Source organism: Stutzerimonas kunmingensis (assembly GCF_900114065.1).
Lineage (GTDB): Bacteria > Pseudomonadota > Gammaproteobacteria > Pseudomonadales > Pseudomonadaceae > Stutzerimonas > Stutzerimonas kunmingensis.
The window spans coordinates 330,237-347,695 of sequence record NZ_FORS01000004.1 but is presented as its reverse complement, the minus strand read 5'-3'; the positions used below and the strand labels follow the sequence as shown (position 1 = coordinate 347,695).

12 protein-coding genes are annotated in these 17,459 nt (G+C 64.1%); 6 read left to right on the top strand and 6 right to left on the bottom strand.

Annotated elements, in window-relative coordinates:
• Nucleotide 1 precedes the first annotated feature (1 nt).
• The 6 genes from BM275_RS12730 to BM275_RS12705 form a co-directional block, all read right to left on the bottom strand.
• Nucleotides 2-979: an ABC transporter substrate-binding protein gene (locus BM275_RS12730; RefSeq protein WP_090521476.1), complete on the bottom strand. Its 978-nt coding sequence runs from the start codon at nucleotides 977-979 to the stop codon at nucleotides 2-4.
• 50 nt (nucleotides 980-1,029) lie between these two features.
• The gene (locus tag BM275_RS12725; protein ID WP_090521474.1) at nucleotides 1,030-1,779 is read right to left on the bottom strand and encodes an alpha/beta fold hydrolase; all 750 of its coding nucleotides are present in this window, start codon (nucleotides 1,777-1,779) and stop codon (nucleotides 1,030-1,032) included.
• A complete protein-coding gene (locus BM275_RS12720; protein WP_090521472.1) occupies nucleotides 1,772-2,752 on the bottom strand; it encodes an isopenicillin N synthase family dioxygenase in 981 nt (326 codons plus the stop codon). Before BM275_RS12720 ends, BM275_RS12725 begins: the two co-directional genes overlap by 8 nt.
• Before the next feature lie 315 nt (nucleotides 2,753-3,067).
• Complete coding sequence (locus tag BM275_RS12715) at nucleotides 3,068-5,275, bottom strand: hybrid sensor histidine kinase/response regulator (RefSeq protein ID WP_090521470.1); 2,208 nt, start codon at nucleotides 5,273-5,275, stop codon at nucleotides 3,068-3,070.
• Between the two features lie 236 nt (nucleotides 5,276-5,511).
• Nucleotides 5,512-7,197 (bottom strand): ATP-binding protein, encoded by a 1,686-nt coding sequence (locus BM275_RS12710; RefSeq protein WP_185749550.1) that lies wholly within the window; start codon nucleotides 7,195-7,197, stop codon nucleotides 5,512-5,514.
• Nucleotides 7,181-8,707, bottom strand: coding sequence for an ATPase domain-containing protein (locus BM275_RS12705; RefSeq protein ID WP_090521469.1), 1,527 nt, complete (start codon nucleotides 8,705-8,707; stop codon nucleotides 7,181-7,183). The genes BM275_RS12710 and BM275_RS12705 overlap by 17 nt, the downstream gene beginning before the upstream one ends.
• Before the next feature lie 434 nt (nucleotides 8,708-9,141).
• Between BM275_RS12705 and BM275_RS12700 the strand changes: the two genes are divergently transcribed.
• From BM275_RS12700 to BM275_RS12675, 6 genes are all read left to right on the top strand, one after another.
• Complete coding sequence (locus BM275_RS12700) at nucleotides 9,142-10,449, top strand: ABC1 kinase family protein (protein ID WP_090521466.1); 1,308 nt, start codon at nucleotides 9,142-9,144, stop codon at nucleotides 10,447-10,449.
• A 14-nt stretch (nucleotides 10,450-10,463) separates the two neighbouring features.
• On the top strand, nucleotides 10,464-11,165 hold the full coding sequence (locus tag BM275_RS12695; RefSeq protein ID WP_090521464.1) for an SDR family NAD(P)-dependent oxidoreductase: 702 nt from the start codon (nucleotides 10,464-10,466) through the stop codon (nucleotides 11,163-11,165).
• A 363-nt stretch (nucleotides 11,166-11,528) separates the two neighbouring features.
• Nucleotides 11,529-13,202 (top strand): gamma-glutamyltransferase, encoded by a 1,674-nt coding sequence (gene ggt / locus BM275_RS12690; RefSeq protein WP_090521461.1) that lies wholly within the window; start codon nucleotides 11,529-11,531, stop codon nucleotides 13,200-13,202.
• Between the two features lie 456 nt (nucleotides 13,203-13,658).
• Nucleotides 13,659-14,399: a gluconate 2-dehydrogenase subunit 3 family protein gene (locus BM275_RS12685; RefSeq protein WP_090521459.1), complete on the top strand. Its 741-nt coding sequence runs from the start codon at nucleotides 13,659-13,661 to the stop codon at nucleotides 14,397-14,399.
• 5 nt (nucleotides 14,400-14,404) lie between these two features.
• Nucleotides 14,405-16,168, top strand: a complete 1,764-nt coding sequence (locus BM275_RS12680) for a GMC family oxidoreductase (RefSeq protein ID WP_090521690.1) — start codon at nucleotides 14,405-14,407, stop codon at nucleotides 16,166-16,168.
• On the top strand, nucleotides 16,165-17,382 hold the full coding sequence (locus tag BM275_RS12675; protein WP_090521456.1) for a cytochrome c: 1,218 nt from the start codon (nucleotides 16,165-16,167) through the stop codon (nucleotides 17,380-17,382). Before BM275_RS12680 ends, BM275_RS12675 begins: the two co-directional genes overlap by 4 nt.
• The last annotated feature ends 77 nt before the right edge of the window (nucleotides 17,383-17,459 follow it).

Here is a 17,459-nt window from a genome sequence, read left to right as displayed (position 1 = left end):
TTCACTCGCTCAGGCTGGTGTCGATGGCGCTGGCCGGGTCGAGGGCATCGATCTGCATGCCCTGCGCCTTGGCAACCCACTCCCAGGTGGTGGCCAGGCGCTTGGCGTCGAAACCGGTGCCCTCGGCGGCGCTGATCTCGTTCTGCATCAGCGGTACCGAGGCGGCGAACTGCTCCTCGGCCTGCTGCTCGTCGACCTCGGCGACCATTTTCTTCAGCGCGGCGGCCGCTGCAGCCGGGTCGGCGATGGCGTTCTTCTGCGCCTGCTGGTAGGCCTTGACGAACTTCTTCGCGACCTCGGGATTGCGCTGTACGAAGCGTTGCGAAGCCACCAGCGACAGGCCGTAGCCCTCGAAGCCGTATTCCGACCAGGGAATGGTCTTCAGCGTCTTGTCCGCCTCGCCGAGGGCACGGACGAAGCCGGGCGCGACGGTCAGCCAGTTGATGGTGGCGTCCACCTTGCCGGTGGCGAGCATCGGTGCCAGCGCGCCGGGGTCGAGCTTGAGCAGCTTGACGCTGGCCGGGTCGATGCCGTTGCGCTCCAGCAGCAGTGGCCAGACCACGTTGGAGGCAGAGAAGGTCGGCGTGGCCACCGTCTTGCCGACGATGTCGTTGAAGCTGTTGATGCCCGAGCCCTCGGTGGTGAAGAAGGCGTCCGGCTGCTTGTTGTAGATCGGGGCGACGGCGACCACCGGCACCTCGCCCTGGGCCTTGGCCTGCAGCAGCGAGGCCAGGCCGGCCGAGCCGAAGTCCGCGCTGTTGGTGGCCAGCTTGGTCACCACGTCGCTACCGCCACGGGCACTGGCGATTTCCACGTCGATGCCTTCGGCGGCGAACAGGCCCTGCTCGACACCTAGGTAGATCGCGGCCTTGTCGCCGGCTGGCAACCAGTCGTTGAGCCAGCGCACCTTGTCGGCGGCTAGGGCGGATTGGCTGAACAGCGCGAGCAGGGCACTGGCGAGCAGGGTTTTCTTGAACATGGTGAAGCTCCTTGAAGGTTCGGCGTGATAAGCGCGATGCAATAAACGGGTCAGTGCCCGGGATGAGGATGGCGAGCGAAGAAATCCAGCAGGGCAGCGAGCAGCGCGCCGGGCATGGCCAATTGCGGCGCATGGCCGCAATCGAGCACCACCCGCTCGGCGCCAGGCACCAGCTGCTGCATGCGCTGTTGCACCCGTGGCAGCACGGAGCGGTCCTGCGCGGCTTCGATGTACAAGCGCGGCAGACGACCGAAACGCGCGGTGGTCCAATGCGCGGCGATATCGCGGCCACCATCGGGCTGCACCGTCAGGCGGCGTGCGGCAGCGATGGCGGCCTGTGCCGGTGCATCGTGAAAGAACACGGCGCAGGCGGCATCGGCCGGTACGCGGCTGCCGCCGGGCGCGGCTTCGAGATAAGGGCCGATGCCGCTGACCTCGGGGAAGTCGCGGGCGAGTTCGGCGCAGAGTTCGCCGAAGCCCATGCCGCTGGGCAGCATCATGCCGGCGACATAGGCGACCCCGGCGATGCGCTCGGCATAAGCCTCGGCCACGGCAGTGGCAGTGACGCCGCCGCCGGAATGCGCCACCAGCTGAATCGGACCAGGCAGCGTCTCGATCAATGCGCCGACGTGTTCGACATAGCGCTGCAGCGAGACTTCGGCGAGTGTCGTGGCGTCATGGCCGTTGCCCGGCAGATCAATCGCGTGGGGTCTGTGTCCGGCATCGCGCAGGCCATCCTGCAGCGAATCCCAGACCCAGCTACCGGCCCAGGCCCCGTGGATGAGGACGATGTCAGCCATAGGTCCTCCGGTACATTTCGCGGTGGTGTTCTTCCACCGTCACGGCGGGATAGCGAGGGGCTTCACCCGCCGCGAGGCAGGTCGGCAGGCACTCGACCAGATGGTCCGGGTTGCCGCTGAAGAAGAACGGCACGCTATAGCGCTCCCGTCCGGAAATGTTGACCACCCGGTGAAGCGTCGAGCGGTACTGGTCGTTGGTCCAGCGGGCGATCATGTTGCCAAGGTTGACCACATAGGTGCCCGGCACGGGCGCTGCGTGAATCCAGCTCATGCTGTGGCGATCCCAGACCTGCAGGCCGGGGTTCTCGTCCTGCAGAAGCAGCGTCAGCCCGCCGAAATCGGTATGCGCGCCACAGCCCTTCTCGCCGGGCGCGGCGTTGGTCGGCTGCGGCGGGTAATGCAGCAGGCGCAGGGTGCTCATGGAGTCGCGGCAGAAGCCGGCGAAATGTTCCTCCGGCAGTTGCAGCGAGAGCGCGATGGCGCCCATCAGCCGTGCCGCGAGGGCGTTCATCGCATCGCGATAGCGCTCCATGGTCGGGCGAAAGTCCGCAAGCTCGGTTGGCCACTGGTTGGCACCGTGGTTGAAGCGACCGGCCAGTACCCGCGGGTCGTCCTCGGCCAACTCCTCGCCGATATAGAAGCCTTCCTTGAGATCGGCCGGCGCACCGGCTTCCAGCACCTGACCGCGCAACGGCTCATAGCCGCGATTGGCGTTCGAGAACACCTTGTCCAGCGCACGCTTGCCTGCTTCCGGCTGGGAAAAGAAGGCCCGCGCCTGCTCGAACACCGCCTGTTGTAGCGCCGGGTCGACGCCGTGGTTGGCGACGCAGAAGAAGCCGACCTCGCGACAGGCCGCGCCGATGCGTTCGGCCACGGCAGTGCGCTCGGCAAGGTCGGGAGAAAACAGCCCGGCGATATCGATCAGCGGCAGCGCGGCGGCTTCGAGATGGCGGGCACAAAGGGATTCATTCATGGCTCGATCCTGCTCTGCCGACGCGGAATGGCGGTCGGCGAGCGCAGTATCGAACCGAGCCGGCCGTGCGCAAAAGCAGAGATTATCGAGCAAGCCGATGCCGTTTCGGCATCACCTTCCGGTGCTTCAAAAAGAGGCGGAAGGTGTTTCTGAAAGGTGCACTGCGAGCGGCCGGCGTTGTGTAGTTTTCAAATCTGACGCAGAAATTATGCGGCGTTCGCGCACCATATAGGTGCGGTTATCCCGCCGCAGAAAAGGCAATTATTTTTTCGGGCAAACAGGAAGGCGTCAGTCATGAGCGCCTTCCGCCTCGCTCTAGGGTGTATTGACCGCGTCGAGAAGGGCCTCGGCCAGGGTCTGGCTGGTGAAGGGTTTGGCTAGAACACGCAGTCCGTGCTCGGCGGCGAGACGCTCGGTGTAGCCAGTTGCGAGGATGATGGGCAGTTCGGGATATAGGTCTTGAGCTTCCGCCGCAAGACCAACCCCGTCCAGCCGTCCGGGCATGACGATATCCGAAAGAAGCACATCGATAGGCGGGCGCGTGTCATCGGCGAGCCTGGCCAGGGCTGAATCCGCGTCCTGCGCCTCGTCGACCAAATAGCCCAGTTCCTCAAGCATAGACATCACCACCTCGCGCACCTCGGCGTCGTCGTCGACCAGGAGTACCCGTGTGGTTCGGTTGGCACGTTCCGGTGTCTTCTCTACCGGGCCAGCCGGTTCGCTGCGGTGTTCGACGCGTGGCAGCAGGAGGCGGACGCGGGTGCCCTTGCCGACTTCGCTGTCGATCGCTACCGCGCCGCCTGATTGGTGCGCGAAGCCATAGACCTGCGCCAGACCGAGGCCCGTTCCCTCGCCGATGGCCTTGGTTGTGAAGAAAGGCTCGAATGCCCGCGCCTGGACCTCCTTGCTCATTCCACAACCTGTGTCGAGGACGTCGACGGCGAGATAGGTCCTTGTCCCCAGGCTTGGCAGGGCGATGTCTCCATGCGCCACGTCGTGCAGGCTGATGCTCAACGGACCGCCGTCTGGCATGGCGTCCCGTGCATTGATCGCCAGGTTGAGGATGGCCAGCTCGCATTGCACCGGGTCCAGCGCCGCCGGCCAGGGGCGGTCCGGCAAGTCGAGCTGTAGAACGACGTTATTGGGCAACGCGCCGGTCAGCAGTTCGTGCATGCCGAGAATCAATGCGCGCAAGTCGACCTGCTCGACATCTCCGGTGCGGTTTCGACTGAAGGTCATCAGGTGCCGCGTAAGGCGGGTAGCCCGTTGAGCCGAACGCTGGCATGCCTCGATGGCGCGCTTGGCTCGGGGGTTCGGGCTCAGCATGTCGGCCAGCTGCAAGCCGACGGTCATGCTTTGCAGAAGGTTATTGAACTCGTGCGATATACCCGCGGTGAGGTTGCCCAGCGCTTCAAGTTTCTGGCCCTGTAGCAGCGCCCGATGCGAGCGTTCGGCCTGGGCGACGGCTTCCTCGACCCGCTCTGCCATTTCCTGGCTCGAGCGGTGAATGGTCTTGCTGGCCTGGGCAAGTACCTGCGCGGTCCGGTCGGTCTCGTCCATGCCGGTCCGAGGTGCCTCGAAGACTTCCCCTTGGGCCAAGGCACCGGCTGCCTGGTCCAGTTGAGTCAAGGGGCGGGTGATGGTGCGGCCGAGCGCAATGGCCAGTCCAATCGCCAGCGCGAGCACCAGCAGGATGCCGATGGCCGCGGTTCCGATGGGCTTCAATACGCTGGCGAGCAGATCCTCACGGGGGATACCGATCAGTACCGTCCAGCCTGAACTTTCGCCACGGCTGAAAAAAGAAACCACATGTTGATTGTCTCGGGTGACAGAGCTCAGCTTGCCTTCACGAGCGACAGCCTCGCGCAAGTCGGTGACGAAGTTGGCGCTCGCAACCTCACCAACATGTTTGCTGGGGTCACGGGTGCGCGCAACGATGGTGTGTGTCTGGTCCAGCACCGCACCAAGCCAGCGCGCGGGAAGCTCCTGCGCTTGCAGCAGGGCCTCGATGCGGCTGACCGGAAACTTCATGGTCAGGTAGTAGACGACTCGGCCGTCACGCATCACCGGGCGGTGAATGGCGACGCTGTGCACGCGCGTCAACGGGTCGCGAAACATCGGACTGACGTCTAGCAGCGGGGTGTTCTCGAAGCCTGGCAGGCTCGGTGGCATCGGCAACGGCGCGCCAAAAGGGTAGTCCGTATCAGCCAGGGGCACGCCGTTCGGGTCGAATATGGTAACGCCGGTGGCTATCGGTTGAACGGTCTGCTGTAGACGTTCATGAAACGCGCGCAGATCGCCGCTCACCAGTGTTGGCGAGGCGGCCAGCGTCGTGACCACTGCGCCGAAGCGATCAAGTTCGCGCTCAACGGCAAGACTTACGCCGCGAGTGGTCTCGTACATACTTTGGTCGATCTGCTGTGACTGCGCTCGGTAAACCGAATAGGTTGCAAACAGCGCGAAGGCCAGCGCCGGTGCGATGACGGCGATGACCAGCCAGATGAGACGGGCGCGTATCGACACGAAGCAAGTTCCTGATCGGAGCAAGAGTCAATGCGGGTTCGGCATCATGTATGGCCCGTTGCTTTCGTCGGGCCTAGTCAGAAGACCGCAGGCGCGCCGGCTTGTTACGACGTTACAGACCAATGACGGCATCGAACCAACCGAACTTCAGCGGGAACACCTACGCGTCGCCTCGGCTGAAGGTGGGCTGACGGATTGGCCGACCCGCCTGGAACGCCCCGTAAGGAAGGGGTGGATCAGTGAACTTCCACACCATCGATAGCGGTGCGCAACGAGATTGCCAGTTCTTCCAGCCGGTAGGGCTTGGCCAAAACGTGCACGCCTTCTGCGGCGGCAGATTGCTGTGCGGCTTCGGCGTAGCCGCTGGTAAGCAGCACGGGGACGCCGAGGTCGCGGGTGCGGATTTCGCGGGCCAGCTCCACACCATTCATGCCGCCCGGCATCATGACGTCGGAGAACACGATATCCACCTGACAGCCGTCCTGCAGCGCGCCCAGCGCGTCTGTGGCACTCGCGGCATGGGTGACGCGATAGCCGAGATGTTCGAGCATCTCGCCGACCAGGGCCGCGACTTCTTCATCATCGTCCACTAGCAGTACGGTACCGGCCGAGGCGTCGGAGCTGTCGTCTTCGGCAGGCCGTTCGCCGTCGGGTTGATCGGGCACACGTGCCGAGCGCGGCAGTAGCATGATCACGCTGGTGCCACGATCGCATTCGCTTTCGATCCACACCGTGCCGCCGGACTGCCGGGCGAAGCCGTATACCTGGGCCAGTCCGAGGCCCGAGCCCTTGCCGATTTCCTTGGTGGTGAAGAAGGGGTCGAATACGCGGGTGCGAACCTCCTCGGGAATGCCGGTGCCCGAGTCGGTCACCGTGAGACGGACAAAATCGCCGGTGATGCCCAGCACCGCTTCGCCAGGTGCATTGCTGGCTTCGATCAGGATCGAGCCGCCGTCGGGCATGGCGTCGCGGGCATTCACGGCCAGGTTGAGGACGACCAGTTCGAGCTCGCCAGGGTCCACTTCGACCGGCCAGAGATCCGGCTCGAACTGCACTTCCACGTGCACGTCGCCGCTCAGGCTGCGGTCGAGCAGCTCGCGCATGCGGCCGATGCGCAGCACCAGGTCGACCGACTCGGGTTCCAGTGACTGGCGGCGGGAGAAGGCGAGCAGTTGCCGGGTGAGGGCGCTTCCGCGTTGCGCGGCCTGGCGCATGCCGTCCATCAACCGCTCGCGGCGTGCAGGGTCGGCGCGGCGGTCGAGCATGTCGAGGCCGCCGGAGATCACCATCAGCAGGTTGTTGAAGTCGTGGGCGATGCCGCCGGTGAGCTGGCCGATGGCTTCGATCTTCTGCGCCTGGCGCAGGGTTTCTTCGATCTGCGCGCGCTCGGCCATCTGTGTGCGCAATTCCTGGTTGGCCTTTTCCAGTTCGCTGGTGCGCTCGACGACCAGCGCTTCGAGTTGATTCGAGGCGCGCTCACGGGCGTCGAGCAATGCCCTGACTTCGTACTGGCGATGCCGCCCGCGCAGGGCGGCTTTCACCGCGCTGGTCAGGGTGATGCTTTGTACCGGGCGTTCCAGCAGGGAAACGTTGCGCAGCGCCGCCACCATGCGCTGACGCCATGCGGCGACTGCCGGCTGTTGATGCTTGCTGGTGAGGACCACGAATGGAAAGTCGGACCACGCCGGTTGCTGATCGACCCAGGTGGCCAGTGCTTGGAGGTCCTGACCGAAGAGGCCTTCTTCGGCGATGAAAACGGCGTCGGCATCGGTTTCGGCGCGACGTAGCACCTCATCGACACTGTGGCAGACAACGGCGTCCATGCCGCTGCGGCTGAGCAGTTCGGCCGAGGCGGGACCGTCCCGGCCGATGGGGGCATAGACGACTACGATGGGGCCTTCTCGTTTAGTGGGCGTCGTCATGCTCGTCTGTCAGTAGCTGAGTCGCATCACCGGTGTATTCCGGTGTGCCCGATAGGATGCCGCTGAAGTGGCTCAGCGGTGGCCCGACCTCTAGGCCAGCGCTGCTGAGGCGATACTCCCGAACGGTGTTTTCATGCCGTCCGCTGCGCTTTTTCACCACTGACAAGGCCCGGCGAACGACGCCGGCATGCTCGAAGTAGCGCTGCATGATAACCGCATCGCTTAGATAGCTGATATCCACTGGCGTATCCATCGGCCCGACCAGACCATGCTGGGCCAGTACCATGATGCTGATCACGCCTTTCTGGCCTAGATAACTCAACAGCTCGTGCATCTGCAGAATCAGGAATCGGCCATCAGGCATCGCGTGCAGATAGCCGTTGAGGCTGTCCAGAATCACCAGGCCGGCCCCCCGCACCTCTACGCTCTGGCGGACCGCGGCGGTGAACTCGCCGGGCGACAGCTCGGCCGGGTCGACCTGCTGCAGATGCAGCAGCCCCTGTTCGATCCACGGTTCCATGGGCAGCCCCAGCGCCCGCCCGCGCGCCAGCAGCGTGGCGATGTTTTCGTCAAAGACGAAGAAGGCGACCTGCTCGCCGCGTTTGCACGCCGCGACCGCATAGCTCAAGGCCAGCGAGGATTTGCCCACGCCGGCAGCGCCGACCAGCAGCGCGTTGGTGCCGCGTTCCAGGCCGCCACCCAGCATCTTGTCCAGTGCCGGATTACCGGACGAGGCCAGCTCACCGGAGAAGGACGAGTGGTGCTCGGCGGCGATGAGCCGGGGATAGATGCGCAGGCCGCCCTTGCGGATGGCGAAGTCGTGGTAACCGCCGCGAAACTGGATGCCACGCATCTTGATCACCCGCAGACGCCTGCGCTCGGCACCGTAGTCGATTGCCACCTGCTCCAACATGACCACGCCGTGGGAGATGGAATGCAGTTGCAGGTCGCCCACTTCCGAAGTCTGGTCGTCGAGCAGGATCACCGTGCAGTTGCGGGTGGTGAAGAAATGCTTGAGCGCCAACACCTGCCGGCGGTAGCGCAGAGGGCTTTGCGCCAGCAGGCGCATTTCCGAGAGGCTGTCGAAGATCACGCGACTCGGATTGGTTTCGGTGACCCGATCGAACACCTGCTGCGTGGTTTCACTCAGCTCCATCTCCACAGGGTGCAGCACCGTGAGTTCCAGTTCCGGGTCAAGCGTGGCTTCAGGCGTGACCAGCTCGAAGATGTCGACTCCGTCGAGGTTCCAGCCGTGCCGTTTGGCGACTAGCTCAAGCTCTGCGCGGGTTTCGGAAAGGGTGACATAGAGGACGCGTTCTCCCTGACGCACGCCCTCCAACAGAAACTGCATCGCAATGGTGGTCTTGCCGGAGCCGGGGCTGCCTTCATAAAGGTACATGCGGTTCGGGTCCAGGCCACCGCCAAGGATGTTGTCGAGCCCTTCACTGCCTGTGGAAACGCGTTGGTCGTCATGGTTGATACCGACAGCAATCTCAGTGGGATCGGTCATTCCGTTCTCCTTAACGCAGGCGCCGCTGCGTGCTTCGTTCCCACTCCTGCATGTCCATATCAGGACGGAGGCGGAGGGGAACAGGCCCGTTTCTCGCCTGGTGGGCAGGTCGGGCTGAATGCCGCTCGAATCGTCGCCTGATGCGCTTCTGATGTGCCGAAAATTGCGCGTTTGGCGGTCGACGTTCGAGGGGCGCAGTCATTTAATCCGACTCGCCAGCCGCCTGCCCGTTCCGCATGAGTGTGCTCGGCACCTCCGCTGCAGCGCGCTCTCCAGGCGGCGCGACCATCTGCTGCGCGGTCCCCCCGGGCGCTTCGCTCGTTGCTCTTGAGCTACTTCGAACCCCTCCGCTGCGCAACAGACTGCAACCATTGAACCTTGGATCATGGGCCGGGCTGCCCCATGATCAGCCTTTGCCTTCGCGGGTCGCCCGCATGTCTCGATTCTCTCGTCCGTCGGCTTCGGCGCTGGGCCGGTTTCTGCAACTGGGCGGCACCGGCGCGCGCATCGCTGGCAACCTGCTGGTGCAACGCATCACGCCGGGCAAGGCGCGTATCGACTGGGTGCCGGTCGGTGAACTGCTCGGTGATGCGCTTGGGCAGATGAAGGGCCCAGTGCTGAAGCTCGGTCAGCAGGCTTCGCAATGGCAGGACCTGCTGCCCGAACCGATCAGCGCGGCGCTGGCGCGCTTGCAGAACCAGGTGCCCTCGCTGCCATTCGATGCGCTGCAAGCCAATCTGCAGCGCGTCTACGACGGCAAGCTGTACGAACTGTTCGAGTCCATCGAGCCGGAGCCCGCGGCGGCGGCCTCGCTGGGCCAGGTCCATCGCGCTCGGGATCTGCAGGGCAGGGCGCTGATCATGAAGATCCAGTACCCCGGTATCCACGCGATCTGCGAAGCGGACCTGCGCCAACTGCGTCGGCTGATGCCGCTCGGGCGGTTGTTCGGCACGCCAGCGGCGCGGCTGGAGGCGGTCTACACCGAGCTGCGGCGGGCAATCGATGAAGAGCTGGACTACGCCGCCGAACGCGACCACCTCGAAGCCTTCCGCGCGCACTTCGGCGACTGGCCCGGCCTCGGCATTCCCTTTGCCGCCAGCGAGCTCTGCCGCCCCGGCGTGCTGGTGTTGGAAGATCGTCCGGCCCGTTCCATGGCCGAGGTCGAGCACGCACCGGTCGAGATCCGCCAGCGCCTGGCCGAAAACCTTTGCCAGTGGCTCGCCGAGCAGGCGTTCGGCTTGCAGCGGCTGCACACCGATCCGCATCCGGGCAATCTGGCCTGGACCGAGCAGGGCGAGCTGGTGGTCTACGATTTCGGCAGTGTGCTGCGCCTGGAACCGCGCTTGCTGGCCGGCTACGTGCAGATATTCGAAGCACTGCGTGGCATCTCCAGCGAAGCGCTGGAACCTGGCTTTCAGGCCCTGGGCGGGCGCCAGCCGGGAAGCACGCCGCCGCACGGGCTGTACCGAAGCATTCACCTGATGCTGCACCCGCTGCTGCAACCCGGCGCGCAGTGGGACTTCCGCGAGGCGGCGCTGCATCAACGGCTGTCCGAGCTGTTCCCCCTGATGATGTCCGCACTCGGCAGCCTGCAACCGGCTTCCGGCACCTTGCTGATCAACCGCACCCTAGAAGGCCATTACTGGAACCTCTACCGGCTCGGCGCTTGCCTGCCCATCGCCGACCTGCTCGCCGAACATATCGAACGCTGGCGCAACGAAGCCGACGCCCGTCGACCGTAAATCTGGAGATCGTCATGCCGTTGGAATCATTCCCCGAAGGGTTTCGTGCGCTGGTCATTGGCGCATCCGGTGGCATCGGCGCCGCATTGGTCGATGCCTTGCGCAGCGATCCGCGCTGCGCGTCGGTCATTGCGCTGAGTCGCTCGTCCGAGCCGGCGCTCGACCTGACCGATCCCGCCAGCATCGAACAGGCCGCGGCCAGCGTGGCCGGGCAGGGGCCGTTTCACCTGATCATCAACGCCGCCGGCGTGCTGCACGGTGCCGACTTCATGCCGGAGAAGCGCCTGGCCGATCTCAACCAGGCGCAGCTGCTCGCCACCTTCCAGATCAACACCCTCGGCCCGGCCATGCTGCTGCGCCACTTCAGCGGGCTGCTCGACCGCCAGCGCGGCGTGCTCGCCATGCTCTCGGCCAAGGTCGGCAGCATCGGCGACAACCGCCTCGGCGGCTGGTACAGCTACCGCGCCTCCAAGGCCGCGCTGAACATGCTGATCAAGACTGCTTCCATCGAGGTGCGCCGTAGCCAACCGAATGCGGTGCTGCTGGCGCTGCATCCGGGCACGGTGAACTCACGGCTGTCACAACCATTCCGCGGCGCCGAAATCGGCAGGCCTGCGAGCGATGCCGCGCGGGATCTGTTGCGGGTAATCGATGGGCTGGGGCCGGACGCCAGTGGTGGGTTCTATGCGTATAGCGGGGAGGGGTTGCCGTGGTAAGCAGCCGCGGAGCGGACGCTGACGGACAGCCAGGCTCGATAGGCGTCCTCGTGCCGGCGGACGAAACCGCGTAACAAAGGCCTGAGATGCGATTGCGGGCCAAGCAGGCGCGCTCTCATCGCTGCAAATTTTTTTCACAAATATCCAGTCTGCATGCCTCGCCGATATTGAGGTCTGGCTTTTCCAGTCAGGCTTCGCCTGCATATTCATAGGCACATTTCGGAAGCACGCGTTCTCTCTCGGCCGGCGCGGCATTCTCCTCAAGCCCGCTGCGCACCTACGTCTCGCCCCCATTGTCTATGTTGGTGATAACCGCCCAGCCACCGCGGGGCGGCGGTGACCACAAGAATAAGGATGAGCACGATGCGTTTGCTTCAGATCAGCAGGTTGACCCTTGGCGTGGCGATCGTCGCCACCGGCCACATCGCCCACGGCGCGCTTCTGGAAGGCGGGGCGGTCGCAGCCCCCGATGAGTACAGCGCCAAGGTGGCCGCCCAGGTGCTCAAGGCCGGCGGCAATGTGGTGGATGCCGCGGTGGCGACCGCCTTCACCCTGGCCGTTACCTACCCCGAGGCGGGCAATATCGGCGGCGGTGGCTTCATGACGCTGTACATTGAGGGCAAGCCGTACTTTCTGGACTATCGGGAAGTCGCGCCCAAGGCCTCCAGCAAGACCATGTACCTCGACGACAAGGGCGAGGTGATCGAGAACCTGAGCCTGGTTGGCGCCAAGGCGTCCGGCGTGCCCGGCACCGTGATGGGCATGTGGGAGGCACACCAGCGCTTCGGCAAGTTGCCCTGGAGCGAACTCATCACCCCGGCGGTCGGCTATGCCCGCGAAGGCTTCACCGTTGCCGACCAGCAGTTCCAGTACCGCGAGGACGCCATCGGGCTGTTCAACGGTACGACCAACTTCGAGGATTACTTCGGCAGCATGCGGCCCGGTTCCACGTTCCGCCAGCCGGAGCTGGCCGAGACCCTGGAGCGCATCGCCGACAAGGGGCCCGATGACTTCTACAAAGGCAAGACCGCCGACTTGCTGGTTGCGCAGATGCAGCGTGATGACGGGCTGATCACCAAGGCGGACCTGGCCGACTACCGCGTCAAATGGCGCGAACCGATGCGTGTCGACTGGCAGGGCAACAGCCTCTACACCGCGCCACTGCCCAGCTCCGGTGGCATCGCCCTGGCGCAGCTGATCGGCATGAAGCAGCAGCGCGCCGCCGACTTCAAGGGCGTCGAGCTGAACTCGGCACGCTACATCCACCTGCTGGCGGAGATCGAGAAGCGCGTCTTTGCCGACCGTGCCGACTACCTCGGCGACCCGGACTATTCCGACGTACCGGTCACGAAGCTGACATCGGCTGAATACCTGAAGCAGCGCGCGTCCGAGATCAATCCAACGGCCATCTCCGAGACCGAGAAGGTGCGCCCGGGCCTCGAACCGCGGCAGACGACCCACTTCTCCATCGTCGATGCCGACGGTAATGCAGTCAGCAACACCTACACCCTCAATCTGGACTACGGCAGCGGTGTGGTGGTCAAGGGCGCCGGCTTCCTGCTCAACGACGAGATGGACGACTTCAGCGCCAAGCCGGGCGTGGCCAATGCTTTCGGCGTGGTCGGCAGCGACGCCAACGCCATCGAGCCGGGCAAACGCATGCTGTCCTCCATGAGCCCGAGCATTGTCACGCGCGACGGCAAGGTCAGCCTGGTGCTCGGCACGCCGGGCGGCTCGCGCATCTTCACTTCGATCTTTCAGGTGCTGAACAACGTCTACGACTTCAACATGCCGCTGGAAAAAGCCGTGGCCGCGCAACGCGTGCACCATCAGCTCCTGCCGAAGGACACCATCTACTACGACGCCCACGCCCCCCTCACCGGCACGGTCGCCGACGAGCTGAAAGCCATGGGTTACACGCTCGAGGATCAGGGCTGGCTGATGGGTGATATCCAGGCGATACGCGTCGACGGCACCCGCTTGCAGACCGGGTCAGACCCGCGTGGGCGTGGCGTGGGAATGGTCGTTAAACCCTGATGGGCGAGGAAAGCCGCGGGTAGGAGAGCGCAGCGGCGTTTTGACACGTCATGCGCCGCAGGACCGCGGCGCATCGATGTTCAGCCTTTTTCGATGCGCCTATCCATCGGGTCATGCAGCGTCAAGCGTGCCCTCAGAGGGCAAACGGGCATATCGCTTGTCCGGCTCACCCGTCGGAAATTCCAAAGGCCTATGTCGAGTCTGCTGCTCCTATCCCTCAGTCAGTGCCTACAACCGCTCTAGCTATTTGGTTTGAACGTCATTCGCCGTCTGGCTGTCCGACTTCTGGACAAGGGTTCCGTGGCTCTGGCGCTTTATTTTGTTGCGAAGTTTGTGCAGCTAGGCGCGCATTCCGAGACAGTTCGGCATGGCGGTCAGCGTGCTCCGCCGGGCCGTTTTCCGAGTGGAACTTCCCAAACCGCGCGACCCCGATCCATTGGTTCATAAGGAGTCGAGATGCCTACAAATCCCCCCAACGGATTGACCCGACGCAAGCTGCTCACTGCATCGGCCGCTACCGTGGCGGCCGGAGTCGCCGCGACCGCGAAGGCCGTTACCGTCAACGGCGTACCGCAGTGGCTGCCCTTCGACCATAACGGCCCGCTGCATTACGAGGCCAAGGGCTGGCAGTTCTTTACCCTCGAGGAGGCCAGGGAGGTGGAGGCGATCGTAGAGCGCCTGATCCCCGCCGACGATCTTTCAGTCAGCGGCAAGGAGGCGGGTTGCGCAGTGTTCATCGACCGCCAGCTGGCCGGCCACTATGGCCGCTATGAGCGGCTCTATCAGCATGGTCCGTTTGTACCTGGGGTCGAACCGCCCTCGGAGCTGGTGCCTGCCGAGCGCTACCGGGTCGGTATCGAGCAGTTGGGCAGGCATTGCCAGGCGACATTCGGCAAGCGTTTTAGCGAGCTGGAAGGCGACCAGCGCGATGAGGTGCTCAGGAAAATGGAGACTGGCGATATCGCCTTTGAAGGCATCGAGTCAGAGGTGTTCTTCGAACAGATTCTGCAAAACGCCATGGAGGGATTCTTCGCAGACCCGATCTACGGCGGCAATCGCGACATGGTCAGCTGGAAGATGCTCGGCTTCCCCGGTGCCCGTTACGACTATCGCCCCTACATCGACCGGCACAACGAGAAGCTGGATCTGGTACCGCTGTCGATCATCGGCAGCTCCTCATGGAGTCGCAAGGGATGAAGGATATGACCAAAAAGCTGCCTTCAACCGACGTCGTGGTGGTAGGGCTCGGCTGGGCCGGGTCGATCATCGCCAAGGAACTCGCCGATGAGGGCCTGACGGTCATGGGGTTCGAGCGGGGTGCCTGGCGTGATACCGCCAGCGACTTCAATATCGCCTCGGTGACCGACGAGCTGCGCTACGTGATTCGCCAGGAGCTCATGCTGCGCACCCGCCAGAACACCTGCACGATGCGCAACAAGCCAAGCGAAACCGCACTGCCGATGCGTACCTGGGGCTCCTTTCACCCTGGCAACGGCACCGGTGGGGCGGGTAACCACTGGGCCGGCATCACCTTTCGCTTTCAGCCGGAAGAGTTTCGCCTCCGGAGCCATCTGGTCGAGCGTTACGGCGAAGCGTCCATCGAAGGGCTGGCCCTGCAGGACTGGGGCACCACCTGGGAAGAAATGGAGCCGCACTACGATGCCTTCGAGCGTGTGGCCGGCGTGTCCGGCAAGGCCGGCAACATAGGAGGCAACGTCGTCGACGGTGGCAATCCGTTCGAGGGCGCACGGTCCAGGGAGTACCCCAACCCGCCGACCAAGCAGACCTTCGCGCCCGTGCTGTTCGCCGATGCCGCACGTGACATGGGCTACACGCCGTTCCCGGTGCCATCGGCGTTGGCTTCGCAGGCCTATACCAACCAGTACGGCGTAACGATGGGGCCGTGCACCTTCTGCGGGTTCTGCACCAACTACGGCTGCGCCAACTATTCCAAGGCAAGCGCCATCGTCAACGTGCTGCCATCGCTGGCACGCCTGCCCAATTTCACCGCCAAGACCCATTGCGAAGTGCTGGAGGTAACGAAGGACAGCACCGGCAAGCGCGCCACTGGCATCGTCTATGTGGATTCCAACGGCGACCGATGGGAACAGCCGGCGGATATCGTCGTGGTCGCCGCGTTCACCTTCGAAAACGTACGCCTGATGCTGCTCTCCGGCATCGGCCAGCCCTACGACCCGCTAAGCAACACCGGTACCACCGGGCGCAACTACGCCTACCAGACGGCCAACAGCGTGCAGCTGTTCTTCGACGACAAGAACTTCAACCCCTTCATCGGTGGCGGCGCCATCGGCATGGGCATCGATGACTTCAACAACGACAATTTTGACCATTCCGGGCTGGGCTTTGTCGGCGGCGGCAGCACGCGGGTGACGCCCATTGGCGCAGCGCCCATCAACTCCCGTCCGGTACCGCCTGGCACGCCCAAGTGGGGCTCGGAGTGGAAGAAGACGACGGTGCAGTACTACGCCAACAGCATGTCCATCGGTTGCGAAGCGAGCAACTACAGCACCCGCAACAACTACCTGTCGCTGGACCCGAACTACACCGATCCGCACGGCCGACCACTGCTACGGATTACCTTCGACTTCACCGACAACGACCTGCGCATGGCGCAGTACGTCACCGACAAAACGGCTGAGATCGCCAGGGCGCTGAATCCGAAAATGATAGTCGCCAGCCCGCGCAAAGGGCCGTGGTCCAACACGTCCTATCAGTCCTCCCACGTGGTCGGTGGTTTCGTCATGGGGGCTGATCCTTCTACCAGTTCGGTAAACAAGCACCTGCAGGTCTGGGATGTGCCGAACCTGTTCGTGGTCGGCGCATCGGCCTTTCCGCAGAACCCCGGCTACAACCCAACGGGCACCGTCGGCGCACTGGCATTCAAGGCAGCGCATGCGATCCGCACCTACTACCTCAAACGTCCCGGGGAGATGATCAGCGTATGAAGCCTCTCCTGAACACCAGCCTCGCGTTGCTCGTCGCGACGAGCGTCAGCGCCTACGCCGTCACCGCTCCGGACGCCTACGAACTCGTGGAAAAAGGTCGCTACATCGCCACGCTCGGTGATTGCACGGCCTGCCACACATTGCCCGGCAAGCCGCTTTTCTCCGGTGGCGTGGCGATCGAAACGCCGTTCGGCGAACTGCTGGGCGCCAACATAACCCCTGATCCGGCAACCGGTATCGGCCGCTGGACCTTCGAAGACTTCCAGAACACCATGGCCCGCGGCCACGGGCGCAACGGCAAGCAGCTCTATCCGGCCATGCCCTATGCCGCGTATACGAAGGTCACGCGCGAGGACAACCTGGCGCTCTGGGCCTACCTGCGCACCGTGCAGCCGGCGCAGAACGAGGTGGAAACGAACCAGCTGCCGTTTCCTTTCAACGTGCGCCTGAGCATGAAGGCGTGGAACTGGCTCAACTTCACCGAGGGCGAATTCGAACCCGACGCGGACAAAAGCGAACAATGGAACCGCGGCGCCTACCTGGTGCAGGGGCTTGGGCATTGCGGCAGTTGCCACACGCCGAAAAACCTCATCGGCGGCGACAAGAGTGATGGCTCGCTTAAAGGCGGGGAGTTGCAGGGCTGGATGGCGCCGAATATCTCCAACACGGCGCATGTTGGCCTGGGTGAATGGACCGAGGACGACATCGTGCAGTACCTCAAGACCGGTGCCAACCGCTACGACATCGCGTCCGGGCCAATGGCCGAGGCGGTGGAGAATTCCACACAGTACTGGCGTGACGAGGACCTGAGGGCTGTGGCGGTCTATCTCAAGGACCTCGACCACGAGCACGAAAAGCCCGAACCGCTGGACCCCAACGACCCGATCATGACAGCTGGCCGCGGGCTCTATGAAGACCGCTGCTCGGCCTGCCATACCCCCGACGGCGAAGGCATTCCGACGTTATTTCCCAAGCTGGCCAATGCGCCGCTGGTCAATGCGCGCGACGCGGTATCAATGATTCGCGTGGTACTTGCCGGCAATCGCGCCGGCAGTACGGACGCGGCACCTACCGGCCCGGCCATGCCGTCGTTCGCCTGGAATCTCTCGGATGAGAACATCGCCGACGTGCTCACTTATGTGCGCAACAGCTGGGGCAATGCGGCCCCGGCAGTCAGCGCCGATGAGGTGCGCAAGCAGCGCGAGGCGCTGTAAAGCCAGTGAACGTGTCGCTGGAGGTGTGCCGATGCTGGCGCGAGTATCAACGCCGCACAGTGCGGCGTTGAAACAGG